Consider the following 19,783-nt stretch of genomic DNA (forward strand, 5'->3'; position numbering starts at 1 on the left):
GCTGCTCCTGTCATGCCCTGTCACGCCTTCAGATGATCGATCAACTGGCGCGCATACAGGGGTAATTCACTGAACTGGCGCACGCAGATCGTGAGATTGCGTACCGACCAGGGATCGGATAATTCCAGGCAGCGCAGCGCCATCGTCTGCTGGCAGCGGCTGGCCGCCGCCAGCGGCACCACGCTGATGCCAACGCCGCTGGCCACCATGCGGCAGACTGCATCGAAGCTGCGCAGGCGCACGCGCACCTTCAATGGGCGCCCCAGGCGCGCCGCATGCATACCCAGGTACTGCTGCATCGCGCTGTCGTCGGCCAGGCCGATGAAATCGTGATCCAGCACGCTGGCAAAGTCGACGACGCCATCCTGGCCCAGGGCACGGTGATGCACGCCGTCGGCCGCGGCGATCACCACCAGCCGGTCGGGGCGAAACAAAAACGTCTGCAAGCCGCGCATGTCGACCGAATCGGAGACGATGCCCATGTCGGCCAGTCCTTCCGAGACGGCCTTGACGATATCGTAACTGAGGCGCTCTTCCAGGTCGATGGTCAGGTTCGGATGCCGGTCGAGAAAAGCACCGAGCGCCTCGGGCAAAAATTCGCTGAGCGCGGCCGTATTGCACAGCAGCCGCAACTGCCCTTTCAAGCCGCGCGCAAATTCACCGAGCTCGCCGCGCATTTTCTCCATTTGCAGCAGCACCAGGCGCGCGTGATGCAGCAAGGTCTGGCCCACTGGCGTCGGTTCCACGCCGCGCCGGCCGCGCAGCAGCAAGGGCATGCCCAGCATCTCTTCCATGCCGCGCACGCGCGCGCTGCTCGACGCCAATGCGAGATGGCTGCGCGCGGCCCCCGCCGTCAGGCTGCCCGCCTCCACCACGTTGACAAACAGCTGCAAATCGACCAGATCAAAGCGCATGGCGGCCCTCCTTTTCGCCATCTTATCAGCCTTCGCATTTTACTAAGGCTGACTCAAAATAATCCGCCTTGGCGAAAGTCACGGGCAAGCGCAGAATCCACGCAAAATCACTCTGGATAAAAAAGATGGAGACGTCATTCCTGCTGGCCGTCGGCGCCAGTTTCCTCGTCGCTGGCTTCGTCAAGGGCGTAGTCGGCCTGGGCTTGCCGACGGTGGCCATGGGTACGCTCAGCCTTGTCATGCCGCCCGTGCAGGCGGCCGCCCTGCTGATCGTGCCATCGATGGTGACGAACGTGTGGCAGCTGGCGGCCGGTCCCGGCCTGCGCGCCCTGCTGCGCCGGTTGTGGCCGATGCTGGCCGCCGTCATGGCCGGCACCCTGGCGGGCGGCGCATTGCTACCGGCCGATAGCGGCGCCTGGGCCGTCATCGCGCTGGGCGTGGCGCTGATGCTGTATGCGCTGGCGGGATTATTCTCGCTGCAGCTGCGCGTGCCGGCGCGGCACGAAACGTGGCTGGGGCCCGTCGCGGGCGCGGCGACGGGACTGGTGACGGCCGCCACGGGCGTGTTCGTCATCCCCGCCGTGCCGTATCTGCAGGGACTGGGGCTGGCGCGCGATGGGCTGGTGCAGGCGCTGGGCCTGGCGTTTACGGCGTCGACCGTGGCGCTGGCGGCCAGCCTGGCCCTGCACGGCGACTTCAGCCTCGGCGCGGCCGGCGCCTCCGCGTATGCGCTGCTGCCGGCGCTGGCCGGCATGCTGGCCGGTCAATGGCTGCGCGGACGCATCGCGCAGCCAGTATTCAAACGGTGCTTTTTTATCGGCCTGTTCGCCCTGGGCTTGCATGCGGCGGTCAAACCATGGCTGGCGTGATGCGGATAGACTGGCAAGGGGAAAGCGCGCTGTGCGCGTGGATCGACGGCCAGCAGGTGGCCATGCTCGACATCAGCAAGTGCGCGAACGGGGTGACGGTGAACATGCTGTTCGTGAAACCGCCGTTCCGCCGGCGCGGCATCGGCGGCGCATTGCTGCGGCGGCTGTTGCAATGCCACCCGCAAGCTGGCGCCGCCTGCAGCGACCCGCGGCTGCGGGCGCTGCTGGAGAGGACGACTTAAATACCGTAACGGGCGCGGTACGCGGAAACAGCCTCTTTATGCTTCAGCAATTCCGGATCGGCGCCCGCGCCATTCAGGTAGCCAAACAAGTCGTCCAGGTTACCGATCGAGATGACGGGGATACCGTACTGTTTCGACACTTCCTGCACGGCCGAACTTGGCGACAGCTGGCCGTCCGGGCCGAAACGCTCCATGCGGTCCAGGGCGATCAGCACGGCGCATGGCTCGGCGCCGGCGGCGCGGATCATGTCCACCGATTCGCGCACCGACGTGCCGGCCGAGATCACATCGTCAATGATGACGACTTTGCCATGCAGCTTGGCGCCGACGATGGTGCCGCCTTCGCCATGGTCCTTGGCTTCCTTGCGGTTGAAGGCGAACGAGGTGTTGCGGCCCTTGCCGGCCAGCGCCACGGCGGTGGCCGACGCCAGGGTGATGCCCTTGTAGGCGGGGCCGAACAGCATGTCGAACTCCACGCCCGAGTCGAGCAGGGTCTGCGCGTAGAACTGCGCCAGTTCGGCCAGGGTGGCGCCGTCATGGAACAGGCCCGCATTGAAGAAGTACGGCGATTGACGCCCGGCCTTGGTGGTGAACTCGCCAAACCGCAAGACTCCCTTGGATACTGAAAACGCGATAAACTGCTGGCGTAAATTATTCACATTAGCCTCATTTTTTAAAAGTGCCTGTATTTTAATCCGCGCGCACCGGCGAGACAATCGCCATGCCGCGCCCGCCGGCCCCGTACAACGCCCTTTCACTCTCGACCTATGCCAAAAATTATTTCCGCCAACCTGAACGGTATCCGTTCCGCCGCCAAAAAAGGCTTTTTCAACTGGATGGGCACGCAGACGGCCGATTTCATCTGCGTGCAGGAATTGAAGGCGCAACTGCCCGACATGACGCCGGAATTCCTCAATCCACACGGCTACCATGGCCATTTCCACTATGCCGAGAAAAAGGGTTACTCTGGCACGGGCGTGTACAGCAAGGTCGAACCGGACGCCGTGCATATCGGTTTCGGCAGCCCTGAATTCGACGCCGAAGGCCGCTACGTACGCTGTGATTTTGGCAACCTGTCCGTCATTTCCGTGTATTGCCCGTCCGGCTCGTCCGGCCCCGAGCGCCAGGAAGCCAAGTTCCGCTTCATGGAACTGTTCCTGCCGCACCTGCTGGCATTGAAGGCGCTGGGCCGCGAAGTGGTCATCTGCGGCGACTGGAACATCGCCCACCATGAAATCGACCTGAAGAACTGGAAGGGCAACAAGAAAAATTCCGGCTTCCTGCCTGAGGAACGCGCATGGCTGACGCGCGTCTTCGACGAAGTGGGCTTTGTCGACGTGCACCGCGGCCTGGACAAGCGCGAAGACCAGTACACGTGGTGGAGCAACCGCGGCCAAGCCTATGCGAAAAACGTGGGCTGGCGCATCGACTACCACGTCGCCACGCCCGGCATCGCAGCCCAGGCGCATACGGTCAGCGTCTACAAGGACGAGCGTTTTTCCGACCATGCGCCCTTGATCATCGATTACACCATCAAGGCCTAAGCACCGCTACAGGCTGCGCCGGCTTTCAAAGTGGCGCGGCTCGCCGCTCAACGGATCCGTGAAATCGATGGCCCGCGCCAGCAGCTGCAAGGGCTGCGACATGTCGTCTTCCTTGCACGGCAGGGCCACCGGGTAAAACGCATCGTTGACGATGGGGATGCCCAGCGATGCCAGGTGCACGCGCAGCTGGTGCTTGCGCCCCGTGTGCGGCTGCAGCCGGTACAGGTTGACGTCGCCGCGCTCTTCGATCACCTCGATGATGGTTTCCGAATTCGGCTCGCCCGCTTCCTCGCGCATGAGGAAAAACTGCTCGCCCTCGACCATGCGGCTGCGGTAGGTGAATGGAAAATCGCGCCCCGCCAGCACGGGCGCCAGCGCCTCGTACGTCTTGCGCACTTCGCGGCGCTGGAACAGCGACTGGTAGGCGCCACGGCTGGCCACCTGGCGCGAAAAAATCACCACGCCAGCCGTCTCGCGGTCGAGGCGGTGGATCGGCGTCAGCTCGGCGCAGTCCAGGTTTTTCTTCAGCCGCGTCAGCAGGGTCTCCTGCACGAAGCGCCCGGCCGGCGTCATGGGCAGGAAGTGCGGCTTGTCGACCACGATCAAATGCTCGTCCTGGAACAGGATAGCTTCCTGGAAGGGGATCGGTGTTTCCCGTTCCAGCTCGCGGTAGTAAAAAATGCGCATGCCGCGCCGGTATGGACTATCGGGCGCCAGCACGGCGCCGTCGCCATTGACCACCTCACCGCGCGCCATGCGGTCCCGCCATTGCGCCGCGCTGATCTGCGGATAGCGCTCGAGCAGAAACGACAGCATGTCGGGCCACTGCCCGTCCGGCAGCCACAGGTAGCTGGGCGCCACGCCATCGCGCATGGGCAAGGGTGCGGCGGTGTGGCGGCTGCACATCCTAGCGCTGCGCGATGGCGTTGCTGCGGTATGGCGGCAAGGCATCCACGCTGACGCCCTTGCTGCGCGCGTACAGGGGCAGCACTTGCGCCATATGGCTGTTCATCTGCGAGATGCGGTCCTTGCCCGACGGGTGGGTCGAGAGGAATTCCGGCGGCGCGCCCGCGCTCACGGCCGCCATCTTCTGCCACAGCACCACGCCGGCGCGCGGATCGAAACCGGCGCGCGCGGCCAGGTCCATGCCGATCAGGTCCGCTTCGCGTTCATCGTCGCGCGAGAACTTCAGCATCACGCCCTTGGCCGCCATGTTCGTGGCGGTGCTGGTCAGGTTCGGGTCGACGCCGAGCCAGGCCGACAGGCCCGCGCCCACCAGCTTCGAGCCGACGGCGGCCAGGTTGCCCTTGCCAGCCTGCGCCTGCGAGTGTTCGCGCAGGGCGTGCGAAATTTCATGGCCCATGACGACGGCCACTTCATCGTCGGTCAGGTTCAGTTTGGTGATGATGCCGCTGTAAAAAGCGATCTGCCCGCCCGGCATGCAGAAGGCGTTGACCTCGTCCGAGTTGAGCAGGTTGATCTGCCAGTTCCAGTTGGCCGCCGCCTCGTTCCAGCGCGTGGCGAACGGGATGATGCGCTGGGCGATGGCACGCAGGCGTTTCACCTGCGGATCGCTGTCGGGCACCAGCGCATTTTTTTCCTTCGCTTCGTTGACCAGCTGCATATATTGCTGCTTCGATTCCGCATTGAAATCGGCGCCGCCGGCAAAGATGCGCGTAGTCGACAAGGGACGCACCTTGATGCCATCCTGTACCGTCGCCTGCTGCGCGAAGACGGACAGGGGCGCCAGTGCGGTGGCCGCGCACAGGCTGGCCAGGACGGTGTAACGTTTAAGGGATATTGGTGCCATTGGCAGACCTCCATGGAGCGATTTTAGGCAGCATCATCATGGCCGGGAAGGCCAGGAAGAAGCACACGATGAAAAATGAGAACCAGCCCAGCTCGGCGACGAGGAAGCCCACCGAGGCGTTGATCAGGGTGCGCGGCACGGCGCTCAGGCTGGAAAACAAGGCATATTGCGTGGCAGTGTAGCGCGGGTCCGTGCTGCGCGACAGGAACGCGACAAAGGCGGCCGCGCCCAGGCCCAGGCTGGCGAAAGCTTCAAAACCGATCACGGCGCTCAATAGCATGGTGTTCGGCCCCACCTGCGCCAGCCAGGCGAAGCCCAGAATCGCGATCGCCTGCAATGCGCCAAACACCCACAAGCCCCGGTTGATGCCCAGCTTGAGCATCCACACACCGCCCACTACGCCACCGGCCAGACTGGCCCAGAAACCCGTGGTGTTGGCGGCCAGGCCGATCTGCGTCATGCTAAAACCCAGGTCGAGATAAAACTTCGTCGCCAGCGCCGTGGCCATGCTGTCGCCGATTTTGTAGAGTAATACGAAGGCGAGAATCCACATTGCGTTACGCCAACCATCGCGCGCGATGAATTCCTGGAACGGCAGAATGATCGCTTCGCGCATGGTCTTCGGCGGCGAGCCGTACACGGTCGGCTCCTTGATCAGCAGGGTGCAGACAAAACCCGGCAGCATGAAGGCGGCCGTGATCCAGAACACGGGCTGCCACGGCATGCGGTCGGCCAGAATCAGCGACAGCGCGCCCGGCACCATGCCCGCCACTTTATACGCGTTGACGATGACGGCCGCGCCCAGGCCCTGCTCATTGTCGCTGAGGATTTCGCGCCGGTAGGCGTCGATGACGATGTCCTGGCTGGCCGACAGAAAAGCCACGCCGCCGGCAGCGGCCGCGATCAGGCCGATCTGCGTGAGCGGGTCCAGCATGCCCATGCCGCCGATGGCAAAGAACAGCGCCACTTGCGTGAGCGCCATCCAGCCGCGCCGGCGTCCCAGTCCCAGGATGCGGTAGCGGTCCATCAGGGGCGCCCACAGGAATTTCCAGATGTAGGGGAACTGCACCAGGGCGAACAGCCCCAGCGCCTTGACGTTCAGGCCCGACTTGGCCAGCCATGCCTGCAGCAGGTACAGCAGGATGAACAGGGGCAGGCCGGAACTGAAGCCCAGCACCAGCACGGCCAGCATGCGGCCATTGGCATGGGAACGCCAGCCAGGCGCCGGGCTTTTGCTCATCAATGCACCGCTTTTTTACGCAGGCGGAAGACGGCCAGGTCGCCGCGCAGATTCGGCAGCACGGAGACCATCTTGCCTTCGGCCAGGGCCACGCATTCGATCACTTCCAGGCCGCATTCCTCGGCCAGTTCGCGGAAGTCGTTGATGGTGGCGCAGCGCACGTTGGGCGTGTCGTACCACTGGTACGGCAGCGATTTCGACACGGGCATGCGCCCTTTCAGCAATGCCACGCGGTGCGGCCAGTAGGCGAAATTGGGGAACGAGACGATGGCCTCGGCGCCCACGCGCACGATGTCGCGCAGCAGCGGCTCGACCTGCTTCATCATCTGCAGGGACGACAGGCACAGCACCGTATCAAAACTGTTGTCGCCAAAAATCGACAAACCCTTTTCCATGTCCTGCTGGATCACGTTCACGCCACGGCGGGTGCTGGCCAGCACCTTGTCGTCGGCGATCTCGATGCCGTAACCACTGCACTCCTTGTCGCTTTGCAGGTACTGCAGCATCACGCCTTCGCCGCAGCCCACGTCCAGCACGTGCGCGTTGTTCGGCACCCAGTGGGCGATGAAGGCCAGGTCGGGGCGCAGTGCGCTCAATTCGTCAAAAGTCATGCGGTCTCCTTGGCGCCCTGGCGGACGGCGGTGTGCTGTGCGGGAGTGGGCAAGCCCGCCCCGATGTCGTTCCATACCTGGCCATAATAGGCGCGCACCATGTTCATGTAGCGCGCGTCTTCCAGCAAAAAGGCGTCGTGGCCGTGCGGCGCGTCGATTTCCGCATAGGTCACCTGGCGGCGGTTGCAGACGAGCGCTTCGACGATTTCGCGGCTGCGCTCGGGCGAAAAACGCCAGTCGGTGGAAAACGAGGCGAGGAAGAACTTGGCCTTCGTGCCCGACAGGGCCTTGGCCAGGTCGCCGCCATGCGCGCGCGCCGGATCGAAGTAATCGAGCGCCTTGGTAATGAGCAGGTAGGTGTTCGCGTCAAAGTATTCGGAGAACTTGTCGCCCTGGTAGCGCAAGTACGATTCGATCTCGAAATCGATGCCGAAGCCGAATTTGTAGTCGCCCGTCTGCGCCGCGTCGCGCAGCTTGCGGCCGAATTTTTCAGCCATGTCGTCGTTCGACAAATACGTGATGTGGCCCACCATGCGCGCCACGCGCAAGCCATTCTTCGGCACCACGCCGTGCGCATAGAAGTCGCCGCCATGGTAATCGGGGTCGGACAGGATGGCCTGGCGCGCCACGTCGTTGAAGGCGATGTTTTGCGCCGACAGCTTGGCCGTCGAGGCGATCACCACGCAGTGGCGCAAGCGCTCGGGGAACATGATGCTCCACGCCAGCGCCTGCATGCCGCCCAAAGACCCCCCCATCACGGCGGCGAACTGGGTGATGCCCAGTTCATCGGCCAGGCGCGCCTGCGCGCTGACCCAGTCTTCCACCGTCACGACGGGGAAAGCGGCGCCATACGGCTTGCCGGTGGCGGGATTGGTGTGCATGGGACCCGTCGAACCGAAGCAGGAACCCAGGTTGTTGACGCCGATGACGAAGAATTTGTCCGTGTCGAGCGGCTTGCCGGGACCGACCATATTGTCCCACCAGCCCGTGCTTTTCGGCTCGTCCGCGTAGACGCCGGCCACGTGGTGCGAGGCGTTCAGGGCGTGGCAGACCAGCACCGCGTTCGATTTGTCGGCGTTCAGGGTGCCGTAGGTTTCATACATCAACATATAGTCTTGCAGCGATGCGCCGCTTTGCAGCTGCAAGGGTTGCGCAAAATACATGGTTTGCGGCGAAACGATTCCAATGGATGACATGTGTGTCGGTTTATAAAAGGGGGGCGGCCCCACGGGCCATGGTCGATGCAGCACCGCGATGATAGGTGCTGCAACTTTAGCACCAGGACACCTCTTGCCGCGCGCGAGGGGTCCTGATGCTGATAGGTGACAGTTTACATGAGCTGCAACTGTTGTACGGCTTCCGCGATCACATTTGGTTCCATGGAACGCATAATTTTGCGCATTTGTGGCGCAATCAGGCCCAGGTCGCTGTTGAGGATCTCTTGCTTGACCGCCAGCAGCTGCGCCGGGTGCATGGAAAACTCGCGCAAGCCCATGCCCAGCAGCAAGCGCGTGAGCTTCACGTCGCCCGCCATTTCACCGCAGACGGCCACATCGATGCCCGCCTTGTGGCCGGCGGCGATCGTCATGGAGATCAGTTGCAGCACGGCCGGGTGCAGCGGATTGTACAAATGCGCCACCTCATAGTCGACCCGGTCGATGGCCAAGGTGTACTGGATCAGGTCATTCGTGCCGATCGACAGGAAATCCATGCGCTTGACGAACATGGGCAGGGCCAGCGCGGCGGCGGGAATCTCGATCATGGCGCCCACTTCGACCTCGTCGTCGAACTTGACGCCCTCCTCGCGCAGGCTGGCCTTCGCTTGCGCGATCATGGCCAGCGACTGGTCGATTTCGAAGGCATGCGCGAGCATCGGAATCAGGATGCGCACCTTGCCGTAGGCGGAGGCACGCAAGATGGCGCGCAGCTGCGTCAGGAACAATTGCGGCTCGGCCAGGCAGTAACGGATGGCGCGCAGGCCCAGCGCGGGGTTGAGGGCCGTATGGTCGGCCTGGTCGAGCGGCTTGTCGGCGCCGATGTCGAGCGTGCGGATGGTCACCACGCGCCCTTTCATCGACTGCACCGTGTTGCGGTAAGCCTCGAATTGCTCGTCCTCGGTGGGAATCTTGTGGGCGCGGCCCATGAACAGGAATTCGGAGCGGAACAGGCCCACGCCGCTGGCGCCCGATTCCAGCGCAAACGCGCAATCCTCGGGTAGTTCGATATTCGCCAGCAGGGTGACGGGCGTGCCGCATTTGGTCACGGCCGGCGTCTTTTTCAGCTTGCCCAGCTTCTTGCGCGCGCGCTGCATGGCCGTCTGGCGCTCGCGGTACTGTTCCAGCACCAGGGCGCTGGGGTTGGCGATGACGACGCCGGCATCGCCATCGATGATCAGCCAGTCGTCCTGGTCGATCAGCATCGACGCCTGCGACATGCCGACGGCGGCCGGGATATCGAGGCTGCGCGCGACGATGGCAGTGTGCGAGTTCTGCCCGCCCACGTCGGTGATGAAGCCGATAAAGGAACGGTCGCGGAACTGCAGCATGTCGGCCGGCGAGATATCGTGGGCGACGACGATCATCTGCGCCACCAGCTCATCCGCCGTGGCCGCTTTCGGCAGCAGCTGTTCCGTGCCCAGCAAGACCTTCAGCACACGTTCGGCCACTTGCTGGATGTCGGCCTTGCGTTCGCGCAGATACGGGTCTTCGATTTCGTCGAACTGGGCCGACAATTCATCGATTTGCGTCAGCAGCGCCCATTCGGCGTTGTAGTGGCGCGAGCGGATGATGTCGAGCGGCGCTTCGGCGATCAGCGGATCCGACAGGATCAGCGCATGCACGTCGATGAAGGCGCCCAGTTCCGTGGGGGCGTCCTTCGGCAGCTCGTTCCACAGGGTTTGCAGTTCCTTGTGGACGGCGGCGATGGCATTTTGCAAACGCTGGACTTCGGCTTCGATCTGTTCCTGGGCGACCAGGTAGTGTTTGACGTCAAGGGCGGCCGGCGCCAGCAGATGCGCGCGGCCAATGGCGATGCCGCGGGAGACCGGGATGCCGTGGAGCGTGAAAGATGCCATGGGGTGACCTGTCGGAATGCGGCTGCGGCTGCGTTCGGCGAGCATTACTCGCCTTCGCCAAACCTGTCATTAATCAGGGCGGTGAGCGCATCGACACATGCCTGCTCATCATCGCCCTCGGCTTCCAGCGTCACTTTCGCGCCCTTGCCGGCGGCCAGCATCATCACGCCCATGATGGACTTGGCGTTGATGCGGCGCGCGTTGCGGGTCAGCCAGACGTCGCTCTTGAACTTGGCGGCGAGCTGGGTAAATTTGGCGGAGGCGCGTGCGTGCAGTCCCAGCTTGTTGATGATTTCGAGTTCTTTTTGAATCATTTTTGTATGGTCTCTATCCCTGAATGCACTGCATTGTTACCAGCCATTGCCTATAAAATCCGCCGCCTTCAGGGCGGCGGCCATGTCACTCTTTACTCGCCCACGCGAATGCGGTTATCGACGCGCACGGCGCCGCTTTGCGCACCGGCCAGCGCCATCTCCACCACCACGTCGAGCGTGTCGCGGCGATACGTGATGGCGCGCAGCAACATCGGCAGGCTGATGCCGGCGATGACTTCCACGCGACCCGCATCGGCCAGCTTGTTGCAGCAGTTCGACGGTGTGCCGCCCTTCACGTCGGTAATCACCAGCACGCCGGAACCGTCGTCGAGGCGGCAGATGGCGTCCGACGCCAGCTTCTGCACTTCGGCCAGATCCTGGTCGGCGACGACGTCGATGGCTTCAAACCGTTCCGTTGGCCCCCGAAACACATGCGCGCAGGCGGCGATGAAGGCCTGTCCCAGCGGTGCATGTGTCATGAGCAAAATCCCTACCATAGTCATTTCACCTTCTAGCGCTGCTGCGCTTGCGCAACGCCATGCTCGACGGCGTCGACAAACATGGCCGCCACGTCAAAACCCGTCTGCTGCATAATTTCCTGGAAGCAGGTCGGGCTGGTGACATTGACTTCCGTCAGATAGTCGCCGATCACGTCCAATCCTACCAGCATCAGGCCGCGCGCGGCCAGGATCGGCCCAAGCTTTTCTGCGATTTCCAGGTCGCGCGCCGTCAATGGCTGCGCCACGCCCGTGCCGCCGGCGGCCAGGTTGCCGCGTACTTCGCCCGCCTGCGGGATGCGCGCCAGCGAAAACGGTACCGGCTTGCCGCCGATGACGAGGATGCGCTTGTCGCCCTTGTCGATGTCGGGAATAAACCGCTGCGCCATGATGGTTTGCGCGCCGTTCTCGCTGAGGGTCTCGATGATGGCGCCTAGGTTCAGGCCATCGGCCTTGACGCGGAAGATGCCCGTGCCGCCCATGCCGTCGAGCGGCTTGAAGATGACGTCCTGGTGCTTGGCGTGGAAGGCGCGCAGGCGCGCTTCGTTCGACGTCACCAGGGTCGGCGAAGTGAATTCGGAAAACTGCGCAATGGCCAGCTTTTCATTGTTGTCGCGGATGGCCGACGGCTTGTTGAAGACGCAAGCGCCCTGCTTTTCCGCCAGTTCCAGCAGATACGTGCCGTACACGTATTCCATGTCAAACGGCGGATCCTTGCGCTCGATGATGGCGTCCAGGGTCGACAGGCGCACTTCCTCGGTGGAGACCACCTTGTACCAGTCGTGTTCGTCGCCCGTCAGCTCGATATGCTGTACCCGTGCCGTGACGATGCCTTCTTCCAGCGCCATGTCTTTCTGTTCGAAGGCATACACGGCGTGGCCGCGTTTGGCCGCCTCGCGCATCATGGCGAAGGTGGAATCTTTGTAAGTCTTGAAGCCTGCCAGCGGGTCGGCAAGGAATGCAATTTTCATGGTGCGTCCAATCGGGGAGCCTGGATAAGGAATGCTTGATTCTAGCCGAGATCGCCAGGCGCGGTAGTCGCCGCGCCCGGCAAGCCTCATTGGTGGATCAATACACCTCGGGATTCGGGTCCGTGCGCTCCATTTCCAGCGACGCGGCCAGCAAGGCCAGGCGCGCCACCACGCCGTACACATAGAAGCGGTTCGGCGCGGCCGTACCCGGCTTGGCCTTCAAGTCCGGCACGGCATGCTGCTGGGCAAACGCCAGCGGCACGTACTGCGAGCCGGGCGCGTTCAGGTTCTGGTCCACGCCTTTTTCAGCATGCACGCGGTAGAAGCCGCCCACCACGTAGCGGTCGATCATGTAAACGACGGGCTCGGCCACGGCATCCTTGATGCTTTCAAACGTGGGTACGCCTTCCTGGATGATCACGTCGGTCACCAGCTGGCCATCCTTGATGATGGACATTTTTTCGCGCTGCTTGCGCGACAGGTCGCGCACTTCGCTGGCGTCGCGCACCGTCATGATGCCCGTGCCATACGTGCCCGCATCGGGCTTGACGATGACGAACGGCTTTTCCTTGATGCCGTATTCCTTGTATTTCTTGCGGATCTTGGCCAGCAGCACGTCGACGCTGGCGGCCAGCGCGTCTTCGCCCTCGCCTTCCTGGAAGTTGACGTCGCTGCATTTGGCGTGGAAGGGATTGAGCATCCACGGGTCGACATCGATCATCTTGCCGAATTTTTTCACCACTTCATCGTAGGCCGTGTAGTGGTTGCTCTTGCGGCGCAAGGCCCAGCCCGCGTGCAAGGGCGGCAGCAGGCTTTGCTCATGAATGTTTTGCAAGATATCGGGGATGCCGTCCGACAAGTCGTTATTCAGCAGAATCGTGCACGGGTCGAAATCCTTCAAGCCCAGGCGGCGGCCATTGTTCAGGCGCACAAGCGGCTCGATGACGAGCATGTTGCCATCTGGCAACGCCAGCGGTGTCGGCTGGGTGATCTCGGGCGACCACGAGCCGAAGCGCACGTGCAGTCCCGTCTGGCGGAAGATCTGCATCAGGCGCGCCACGTTTTGCAGATACTGCGGCGTGGTGTTGTGCAATTCCGGCACGATCAGCAGGTTGCGGGCATCCGGGCAATACTTGTCGATGGCGGCCATGGCTGCCTGCACGGACAAGGGCAGCATTTCCGTGGCCAGGTTATGGAATCCGCCCGGGAACAGATTCGTATCGACGGGTGCCAGCTTGTAGCCGGCATTGCGCAAGTCTACCGAGCAATAGAAGGGCGGCGTGTGCTCTTGCCACTCCATGCGAAACCAGCGCTCAATGGCCGGCGTCGCGGCCAGAATCTTTTTTTCGAGGTCGAGCAGCGGTCCGGTCAGGGCCGTGACGAGATGGGGAACCATAGTTACATCCTTAAATTATGTGCAGTATTCAAAAAAGCACACAGAACTGCCGACTATATTACCGTGTAAGTACCCCAAATCGGGGCAAAAGCCTTGTTTTAAAGACCTTTTACATTCCCACAACGAAAAAAAGGCACCTCAATGAGGCGCCTTTTCCAGCCGGACATGCCGCGCCGGGGCGCTGGCATGCCAGATAATGACTATTTAGCCATGATACGCTTGCTCGCCATGGCTCGTGATATCGAGGCCTTCGCGCTCTTCTTCTTCCGGTACGCGCAGGCCGATGACGATGTCGACCAGTTTATAGGCGATGACGGAGACCACGGCCGACCAGAGGATGGTGGTGCCGACCGCTTGCGCCTGCACCCACACCTGATGGCCGATGGAATATGGATCCGCCGACATCTTGTTGGTGACATAGTCGAAAACGCCCTGGCCGCCCAGTTGTGGCGCGGCAAACACGCCCGTCAGCAAGGCACCCAGGATGCCGCCCACGCCATGTACGCCGAACACGTCGAGCGAATCGTCGGCGCCGATCAGGCGTTTCAGGCCATTCACGCCCCACAGGCAGACGACACCGGCCAGCAAGCCGATGACCAGGCCGCCCATCGGGCCGACAAAGCCGGCCGCCGGGGTGATCGCCACCAGGCCGGCCACGGCGCCCGATGCGCCACCGAGCATCGATGGCTTGCCTTTGCTGATCCATTCGCCAAACACCCACGACAGGGTGGCGGCGGCAGTGGCCAGCAAGGTGTTGACGAAGGCCAGAGCCGCCACGTCGCCCGCTTCCAGCGAGGAGCCGGCATTGAAACCGAACCAGCCCACCCACAGCAAGGATGCGCCGATCATGGTCATCGTCAGCGAGTGCGGTGCCATCGATTCGCGGCCGTAACCGACGCGTTTGCCGATCATGATGGCGCCCACGAGGCCGGCGACAGCGGCGTTGATGTGCACGACGGTGCCGCCGGCGAAGTCCAGCGCGCCTTTTTGCCAGATCCAGCCAGCTTTCAAGGCTTCGCTGGCCGAGGTGGCGGCGTTGGTGATCAGGTCAGGACCGGTCCAGAACCACACCATGTGGGCCGCTGGCAAGTAGGCGAACGTGAACCACAGCACGACGAAGGCCAGCACGGCGGAAAACTTGGCGCGCTCGGCAAAGGCGCCGACGATCAGTGCGCAGGTGATGGCGGCAAACGTGCCCTGGAAGGCCACGAAGACGAACTCGGGAATGACGACGCCTTTGCTGAAGGTGGCGGCGGCGGCAAACGTGCCCTTGGCCGGATCCCAGATGCCGTTCAGGAACAGGCGGTCGAAGCCACCGAAGAAGGCGGTTTTTTCCGTGAAGGCGATCGAGTAGCCGTAAATACACCACAGCACGATGACCAGCGCGAACACCATGAACACTTGCATCAGCACCGACAGCATGTTTTTCGAGCGCACCAGGCCGCCGTAGAACAGGGCCAGACCGGGGATGGTCATCAAGATCACCAGCAAGGTGCTGATCATCATGAAACTGGTGTCGCCCTTGTTGGCGACGGGCGCGGCGGCCGGCGCGGCGGCGGCTGGCGCTGCATCAGGCACCGGCGTGACGGCAGGGGCCGCGACGGCCGTAGTCGTGGCCGCCTCCGTCTTGGCGGGCGCATCGGCAAAGCTCGGCGTAGCAACGCCAAACGCACACAGACAGGCTATCCCGGCTAGCAATTTTGTTATATTTTTATGCATCAATATTCCCCTTAGAGCGCTTCGTTGCCGGTTTCACCGGTACGGATGCGGATGACCTGTTCCAGGTTGTAGACGAAAATCTTGCCATCACCGATTTTACCGGTACGCGCGGCGCCTTCGATCGCTTCGATGGCCTGGTCGACAATGGCGTCATCGACAGCCGCTTCAATCTTGGTTTTTGGCAAGAAATCAACGACATACTCGGCGCCACGGTAGAGTTCCGTGTGACCTTTCTGGCGGCCGAAACCTTTGACTTCCGTGACGGTAATGCCTTGCACATTGATAGCCGACAAAGCTTCGCGTACTTCGTCCAGTTTGAACGGTTTAATGATTGCGGTAATCATTTTCATGGCAGTCTCGCTTAAAAGGTTTTGGACACGGTCAGCACGAGACCGGATTTCGCCAGATTCTTGCCATTCGGTGCCAGCGACGTGATGTTGGCTTTGACGGCAGCCAGGGAAACGGTCGCCACGCCAAAGTCCTTGGTCACGCCGATCTTGTAATCGCTGTAGCTGAGGGAATCGTTGTGCTCGACCTTCTGACGGCCCACATGCAGGTTCAGCATGTAGCCATCATGCACCTCGACATTGGCGCCCACGTCCAGGTAGCCGCTGTTCTTGCTGTCGGCAACACCGAACAGATTGGTGGTCGAATGCGAGTATTTGATATACATCGGGCCGTAGCCGAGTTGGCCGTACAGCTCGAAGGTGTTGGCATTGGTGCTCAGGCCATTCGAGGGATAGAAATAGTACAGGCCGCCCACGTCATAGGTAAAATCCTTGCTGATCTCGCCCCGCTTGCCACCGTAGATATCCCATTCCAGATCGGTATCGCCGCCGCCATCCTTGATCCATTTGATGCTCGACAGCCAGGTGCCCACATACAGGCCCGTCGGGTTATGGGTATAGTCGGCGCCGCCACTGATGGCCGGGTTCAAGCGGCTTTGCGAAATGCCGCGGTAACGGTAGTCGCTGGTCAGCGCCACGTTGTAGCTCACCACGTTATCAGGCACGGCTTCGGCCGCAGCAGGCGTCGCCACTGCATCCTGGGCCATGGCGCTACCGCACACGGCGGTCATGGCCAGCGTCAACGCTGCAGCTAAAGTCATGTTCTTGGACAGATTCTTCATGGCGATTCCCTTTTATTGAACTTTTAAAGCGGTTGAGGTTTAAAATCTTGGCTGGAGATCACAAAGCGTTCATACCTTCTTTAGCAGAATACGTGCCAGCTCACTTGCCACCTTGACAGGTGCGTTTCCGGCCATACATACCCTGCAAGCCTGTCGGCATGCGGGTATGGGCTGCTGAAGTATGATGAATTTGCCCAGTTTCGCACCAGATTAACGCCGCTGTGCACCGCAATGGTGCGATGCACAGGCCGCACCATAAAAGGACTGACCATGGACATGAATACCTTCTTTAACGACTTGCAAGGCAAGATCCATCAAGCCATCGAAAACTCGCCTGCCAAGGATATCGAGAAAAACGTGAAATCGATGATGACCCAGGGCTTCGCCCGCCTCGATCTGGTCACGCGCGAGGAATTCGATATCCAGGCGCAAGTGCTGGCCAAGACGCGCGCCAAGCTGGATGCACTGGAATTGCGCCTGATCGAACTGGAAACGCGCCTGAACGATCCAAAAGCCTGAACCGCTGCTGCATGCAGGGCGCCGTAATCGGCGGCCTTGCTGGCATACCTCAAGCCTGACGCCGTTTCAAGCGCTAGACTGATCCTGCCCGCGTCCGCGCTACAGGGGAGTCTGATGAGTCTGGCCGTCCTGAAAAGCCGCGCCCTGTCCGGCATGGAGGCGCCCGAGGTAAGTGTCGAAGTCCACCTTGCCAATGGCTTGCCGTCCTTTACGATTGTCGGCCTGCCGGATACGGAAGTAAAAGAATCGCGCGACCGCGTGCGGGCCGCGTTGCAAAACTGCGGCTTTGAGATGCCGGCGCGGCGCATCACGGCCAATCTGGCGCCGGCCGACCTGCCCAAGGAGTCAGGCCGCTTCGACCTGCCCATTGCGCTGGGCATCCTGGCCGCCTCCGGCCAGTTGCCGGGCGACCAATTACACCACTATGAATTCGCGGGTGAACTGTCGCTGTCGGGACAACTACGTCCCATCCGTGGCGCGCTGGCCATGACCTTTGCCATGCAGCGCAGCCAGCCAGGCGCGCCACGCGCCTTCATCTTGCCGCAGGCGAACGCGGACGAGGCGGCGCTCGTCCGCGACGCCTGCATCTATCCCGCCCACAGCCTGCTCGAGGTCTGCGCGCATTTTGCTGCGCACGCCAGCCACACGGCCTTGCAACGCCACCAGCCCGTACTGGCGGCGCACGCTTTTCCGTACCCCGATTTTGCCGACGTCCAAGGCCAACAACAGGCGCGACGGGCGCTGGAAGTGGCGGCAGCAGGCGGCCATAACGTCCTGATGATTGGCCCTCCAGGCGCAGGCAAGACCATGCTGGCCAGCCGCTTCCCCGGCGTGCTGCCGCCCATGAGCGATGAAGAGGCGCTGGAATCGGCTGCCGTGCATTCGCTGGGCGGCCACTTCAAGGTGGAGCACTGGAAACGGCGCCCCTATCGCGCCCCGCATCAGACGGCGTCCGGCGTAGCCCTGGTGGGCGGCGGCAACGTGCCGCGGCCTGGCGAAATCTCGCTGGCCCACTGCGGCGTGCTGTTTCTCGACGAAATCGCCGAATTCCAGCGCCGGGTGCTCGATGTCTTGCGTCAGCCCATGGAATCGGGTGTGATCAGCATTTCACGGGCGGCCCGCCAGGCCGAGTTTCCTGCCCGTTTTCAATTGATCGCCGCCATGAACCCTTGCCCGTGCGGCTATTTGGGCCACGCTTCCGGCCGTTGCCGCTGCACGCCAGACGCCGTGCTGCGTTATCACAATCGCCTGTCTGGCCCGCTGCTCGACCGTATCGACCTGCAAATTGAAGTGGCCGCCATGCCGCCCGCGGCGCTGGGGCGGCGTGCCGGCGCCGGCGAAAGCACGCAAGCCATCGCCACGCGGGTAGCGGCAGCCTATGCCCTGCAGCTGGCACGCCAGGGAAAAGCGAACCAACGGCTGAGCAACACGGAAATCGAACAACATTGTCGGCTGGAAACGCAAGGCGAACAATTGCTGCATGGCGCCATGACGCGATTGCACTGGTCGGCGCGCACTTACCACCGGGTATTACGCGTGGCGCGCAGCATCGCGGACCTGGCCGGTAGCCCGGCCATCACGCCGCCACATGTCGCCGAAGCGATCCAGTACCGGCGCGTGCTGCGTGAAATATAAGGCGGCCGGTGCCCACCACACGTGCGCGATTGCGCGTGAGTGGCGGCGCTGCTACCATCTGCTGATGAAAAAAACATCACTTGCCCTCTTCCTGGTGACGCTCGCGGCTGCCAGCGTCCTGTCCGCCTGCAGTCCGAAATTCGACTGGCGCGACTATCGCAGCCCTGACGCCCAGTTCACGGCCTTGTTTCCAGGCAAGCCGGCCGTGTTGACACGCGAGATCGATCTCGATGGCAAGAAAGTCAGCCTGACCATGACGGCCAGCGAAGTCGATGGCAATACCTTCGCCATCGGCAGCGGCGTGCTCGACAGTGCGGAGCAGGCGCAAGCGGCCCTGCCCGCCATGCAGACGGCCCTATTAAAAAACATCAACGGTACCGTGCGCAGCGAAAAATCGGCATCGGCGGCCAGCAGCACGACAGCCGGAACACACCAGCGCAGCTCGCTGAGCGTCGAAGCAACGGGGACGCAGCAAGGAAAACCCGTCCTGCTGGTCGGACGTTTTGTGGCGCAGGACAAACGCATCTTCCAGATCATCATTCTCGGCGAAGAAAGCAAGCTGTCGCGTGACACCATCGACACCTTCATGGACTCGGTGAAACTGGATTGAGACTTAACGCTCGCTTAAACGGGTGTGGTCGCGGTAAGCAAGCTCTTGTAAATGCGTGCGTTGTCCAACAGATGGACCTATCCGGCTTGCAAATGTGCAATCCGGGCAATCGGACGGCCTGTGCGACATTTCAAGTCGTGATATTGTTTCGACACTAACAACAAGTTTCAGAAAGCGCTTATGTTGATCTCATTCAAATCCAAATCCTCCCCAGAAGTGCTGATGTACCAGGAACATGCCCAGCGCATCCTCGACATCCTGCACAAAAACCCCACGCGCGGCGTCATCACGCCTGCCGAAGCGGGCGATGCCCTGGCCCTGCTGGAAAAAGAAGTCGCGGAAAGCAAATTGCATCCGGAAAATGACATCGAACACGATGCGCATACGCCGGAAACTTTGGAAGACGGCGAAACGGGTGCCCATGCGCGCGCGCAAAAAGTGCATTTTTCGCAGCGCGCCTATCCTTTGATGGAAATGCTGCGCTCGGCCAAGGCGGAAAATGAAAGCATCACCTGGGGCATCTGATCCGATGAATGCTGCAGACGAAAAAAAACCCCGCACCTAGCGGGGTTTTTTTATATAACAAGCCTGACGATAACCTACTTTCACACTGGTTGCAGCACTATCATCGGCGCAAAGTTGTTTCACGGTCCTGTTCGGGATGGGAAGGGGTGGGACCAACTTGCTATG

At 62.0% G+C, this 19,783-nt stretch carries 22 protein-coding genes and 1 rRNA gene; 7 read left to right on the forward strand and 16 right to left on the reverse strand.

The features are described 5' to 3' along the window. Positions 1-20 precede the first annotated feature (20 nt). Positions 21-914: a LysR substrate-binding domain-containing protein gene (locus tag KO539_RS22965; RefSeq protein ID WP_034749390.1), complete on the reverse strand. Its 894-nt coding sequence runs from the start codon at positions 912-914 to the stop codon at positions 21-23. A 125-nt stretch (positions 915-1,039) separates the two neighbouring features. Here KO539_RS22965 and KO539_RS22970 point away from each other — a divergent pair, with 125 nt between their 5' ends. Together KO539_RS22970 and KO539_RS22975 are read left to right on the forward strand one after the other, a co-directional pair. Then, positions 1,040-1,783 (forward strand): sulfite exporter TauE/SafE family protein, encoded by a 744-nt coding sequence (locus KO539_RS22970; protein WP_219311936.1) that lies wholly within the window; start codon positions 1,040-1,042, stop codon positions 1,781-1,783. After that, positions 1,771-2,025, forward strand: coding sequence for a GNAT family N-acetyltransferase (locus tag KO539_RS22975; RefSeq protein WP_219311938.1), 255 nt, complete (start codon positions 1,771-1,773; stop codon positions 2,023-2,025). Before KO539_RS22970 ends, KO539_RS22975 begins: the two co-directional genes overlap by 13 nt. Here the strand turns inward: KO539_RS22975 and pyrE are convergent. Then, positions 2,022-2,684, reverse strand: coding sequence for an orotate phosphoribosyltransferase (gene pyrE / locus KO539_RS22980; RefSeq protein WP_219311940.1), 663 nt, complete (start codon positions 2,682-2,684; stop codon positions 2,022-2,024). The genes KO539_RS22975 and pyrE overlap by 4 nt on opposite strands. Positions 2,685-2,792: 108 nt before the next feature. Here pyrE and KO539_RS22985 point away from each other — a divergent pair, with 108 nt between their 5' ends. Further along, positions 2,793-3,569, forward strand: a complete 777-nt coding sequence (locus tag KO539_RS22985) for an exodeoxyribonuclease III (protein ID WP_219311942.1) — start codon at positions 2,793-2,795, stop codon at positions 3,567-3,569. A gap of 6 nt (positions 3,570-3,575) precedes the next feature. Here KO539_RS22985 and KO539_RS22990 read toward each other — a convergent pair whose 3' ends face one another. The 13 genes from KO539_RS22990 to KO539_RS23050 form a co-directional block, all read right to left on the reverse strand. Beyond that, positions 3,576-4,475: an RluA family pseudouridine synthase gene (locus KO539_RS22990; protein WP_257626404.1), complete on the reverse strand. Its 900-nt coding sequence runs from the start codon at positions 4,473-4,475 to the stop codon at positions 3,576-3,578. 1 nt (position 4,476) lies between these two features. Beyond that, entirely contained in the window at positions 4,477-5,379 is a 903-nt protein-coding gene (locus tag KO539_RS22995; protein WP_219311943.1) for a M48 family metallopeptidase, read from the reverse strand. Then, on the reverse strand, positions 5,360-6,619 hold the full coding sequence (locus KO539_RS23000; RefSeq protein ID WP_176389112.1) for an AmpG family muropeptide MFS transporter: 1,260 nt from the start codon (positions 6,617-6,619) through the stop codon (positions 5,360-5,362). The genes KO539_RS22995 and KO539_RS23000 overlap by 20 nt, the downstream gene beginning before the upstream one ends. Continuing rightward, complete coding sequence (gene metW, locus KO539_RS23005) at positions 6,619-7,230, reverse strand: methionine biosynthesis protein MetW (RefSeq protein ID WP_034749410.1); 612 nt, start codon at positions 7,228-7,230, stop codon at positions 6,619-6,621. Before metW ends, KO539_RS23000 begins: the two co-directional genes overlap by 1 nt. Beyond that, on the reverse strand, positions 7,227-8,426 hold the full coding sequence (locus tag KO539_RS23010; RefSeq protein WP_219311945.1) for a homoserine O-acetyltransferase: 1,200 nt from the start codon (positions 8,424-8,426) through the stop codon (positions 7,227-7,229). Before KO539_RS23010 ends, metW begins: the two co-directional genes overlap by 4 nt. Positions 8,427-8,560: 134 nt before the next feature. Beyond that, positions 8,561-10,303, reverse strand: coding sequence for a phosphoenolpyruvate--protein phosphotransferase (gene ptsP / locus KO539_RS23015; RefSeq protein WP_219311947.1), 1,743 nt, complete (start codon positions 10,301-10,303; stop codon positions 8,561-8,563). 44 nt (positions 10,304-10,347) lie between these two features. After that, positions 10,348-10,617, reverse strand: coding sequence for an HPr family phosphocarrier protein (locus KO539_RS23020; protein ID WP_010393142.1), 270 nt, complete (start codon positions 10,615-10,617; stop codon positions 10,348-10,350). Between the two features lie 92 nt (positions 10,618-10,709). Further along, positions 10,710-11,114: a PTS sugar transporter subunit IIA gene (locus KO539_RS23025; RefSeq protein ID WP_035824452.1), complete on the reverse strand. Its 405-nt coding sequence runs from the start codon at positions 11,112-11,114 to the stop codon at positions 10,710-10,712. A gap of 14 nt (positions 11,115-11,128) precedes the next feature. Then, a complete protein-coding gene (gshB, locus tag KO539_RS23030; protein ID WP_219311949.1) occupies positions 11,129-12,085 on the reverse strand; it encodes a glutathione synthase in 957 nt (318 codons plus the stop codon). Positions 12,086-12,182: 97 nt separating this feature from the next. Then, complete coding sequence (gene gshA / locus KO539_RS23035) at positions 12,183-13,481, reverse strand: glutamate--cysteine ligase (protein ID WP_219311951.1); 1,299 nt, start codon at positions 13,479-13,481, stop codon at positions 12,183-12,185. Positions 13,482-13,685: 204 nt separating this feature from the next. Further along, positions 13,686-15,200, reverse strand: coding sequence for an ammonium transporter (locus tag KO539_RS23040; RefSeq protein ID WP_307789201.1), 1,515 nt, complete (start codon positions 15,198-15,200; stop codon positions 13,686-13,688). Positions 15,201-15,211: 11 nt separating this feature from the next. Next, positions 15,212-15,550, reverse strand: coding sequence for a P-II family nitrogen regulator (locus KO539_RS23045; protein ID WP_010393464.1), 339 nt, complete (start codon positions 15,548-15,550; stop codon positions 15,212-15,214). Positions 15,551-15,561: 11 nt separating this feature from the next. After that, positions 15,562-16,329: a TorF family putative porin gene (locus KO539_RS23050; RefSeq protein ID WP_219311953.1), complete on the reverse strand. Its 768-nt coding sequence runs from the start codon at positions 16,327-16,329 to the stop codon at positions 15,562-15,564. A gap of 270 nt (positions 16,330-16,599) precedes the next feature. Here KO539_RS23050 and KO539_RS23055 point away from each other — a divergent pair, with 270 nt between their 5' ends. The 4 genes from KO539_RS23055 (at position 16,600) to KO539_RS23070 (ending at position 19,618) form a co-directional block, all read left to right on the forward strand. Beyond that, positions 16,600-16,848, forward strand: coding sequence for an accessory factor UbiK family protein (locus KO539_RS23055; RefSeq protein WP_035824443.1), 249 nt, complete (start codon positions 16,600-16,602; stop codon positions 16,846-16,848). A gap of 114 nt (positions 16,849-16,962) precedes the next feature. After that, complete coding sequence (locus KO539_RS23060) at positions 16,963-18,483, forward strand: YifB family Mg chelatase-like AAA ATPase (RefSeq protein ID WP_219311955.1); 1,521 nt, start codon at positions 16,963-16,965, stop codon at positions 18,481-18,483. 64 nt (positions 18,484-18,547) lie between these two features. Next, the gene (locus KO539_RS23065) at positions 18,548-19,093 is read left to right on the forward strand and encodes a hypothetical protein (RefSeq protein ID WP_257626405.1); all 546 of its coding nucleotides are present in this window, start codon (positions 18,548-18,550) and stop codon (positions 19,091-19,093) included. A 180-nt stretch (positions 19,094-19,273) separates the two neighbouring features. Next, positions 19,274-19,618: a DUF1840 domain-containing protein gene (locus KO539_RS23070; RefSeq protein WP_034749443.1), complete on the forward strand. Its 345-nt coding sequence runs from the start codon at positions 19,274-19,276 to the stop codon at positions 19,616-19,618. Positions 19,619-19,679: 61 nt separating this feature from the next. Here KO539_RS23070 and rrf read toward each other — a convergent pair. After that, positions 19,680-19,783 (reverse strand): 5S ribosomal RNA (gene rrf, locus KO539_RS23075); the annotation flags it as partial.

It is taken from the genome of Janthinobacterium sp. NKUCC06_STL (assembly GCF_019345455.1).
In the GTDB taxonomy this organism is placed as follows: Bacteria; Pseudomonadota; Gammaproteobacteria; order Burkholderiales; family Burkholderiaceae_D; genus Janthinobacterium; species Janthinobacterium rivuli.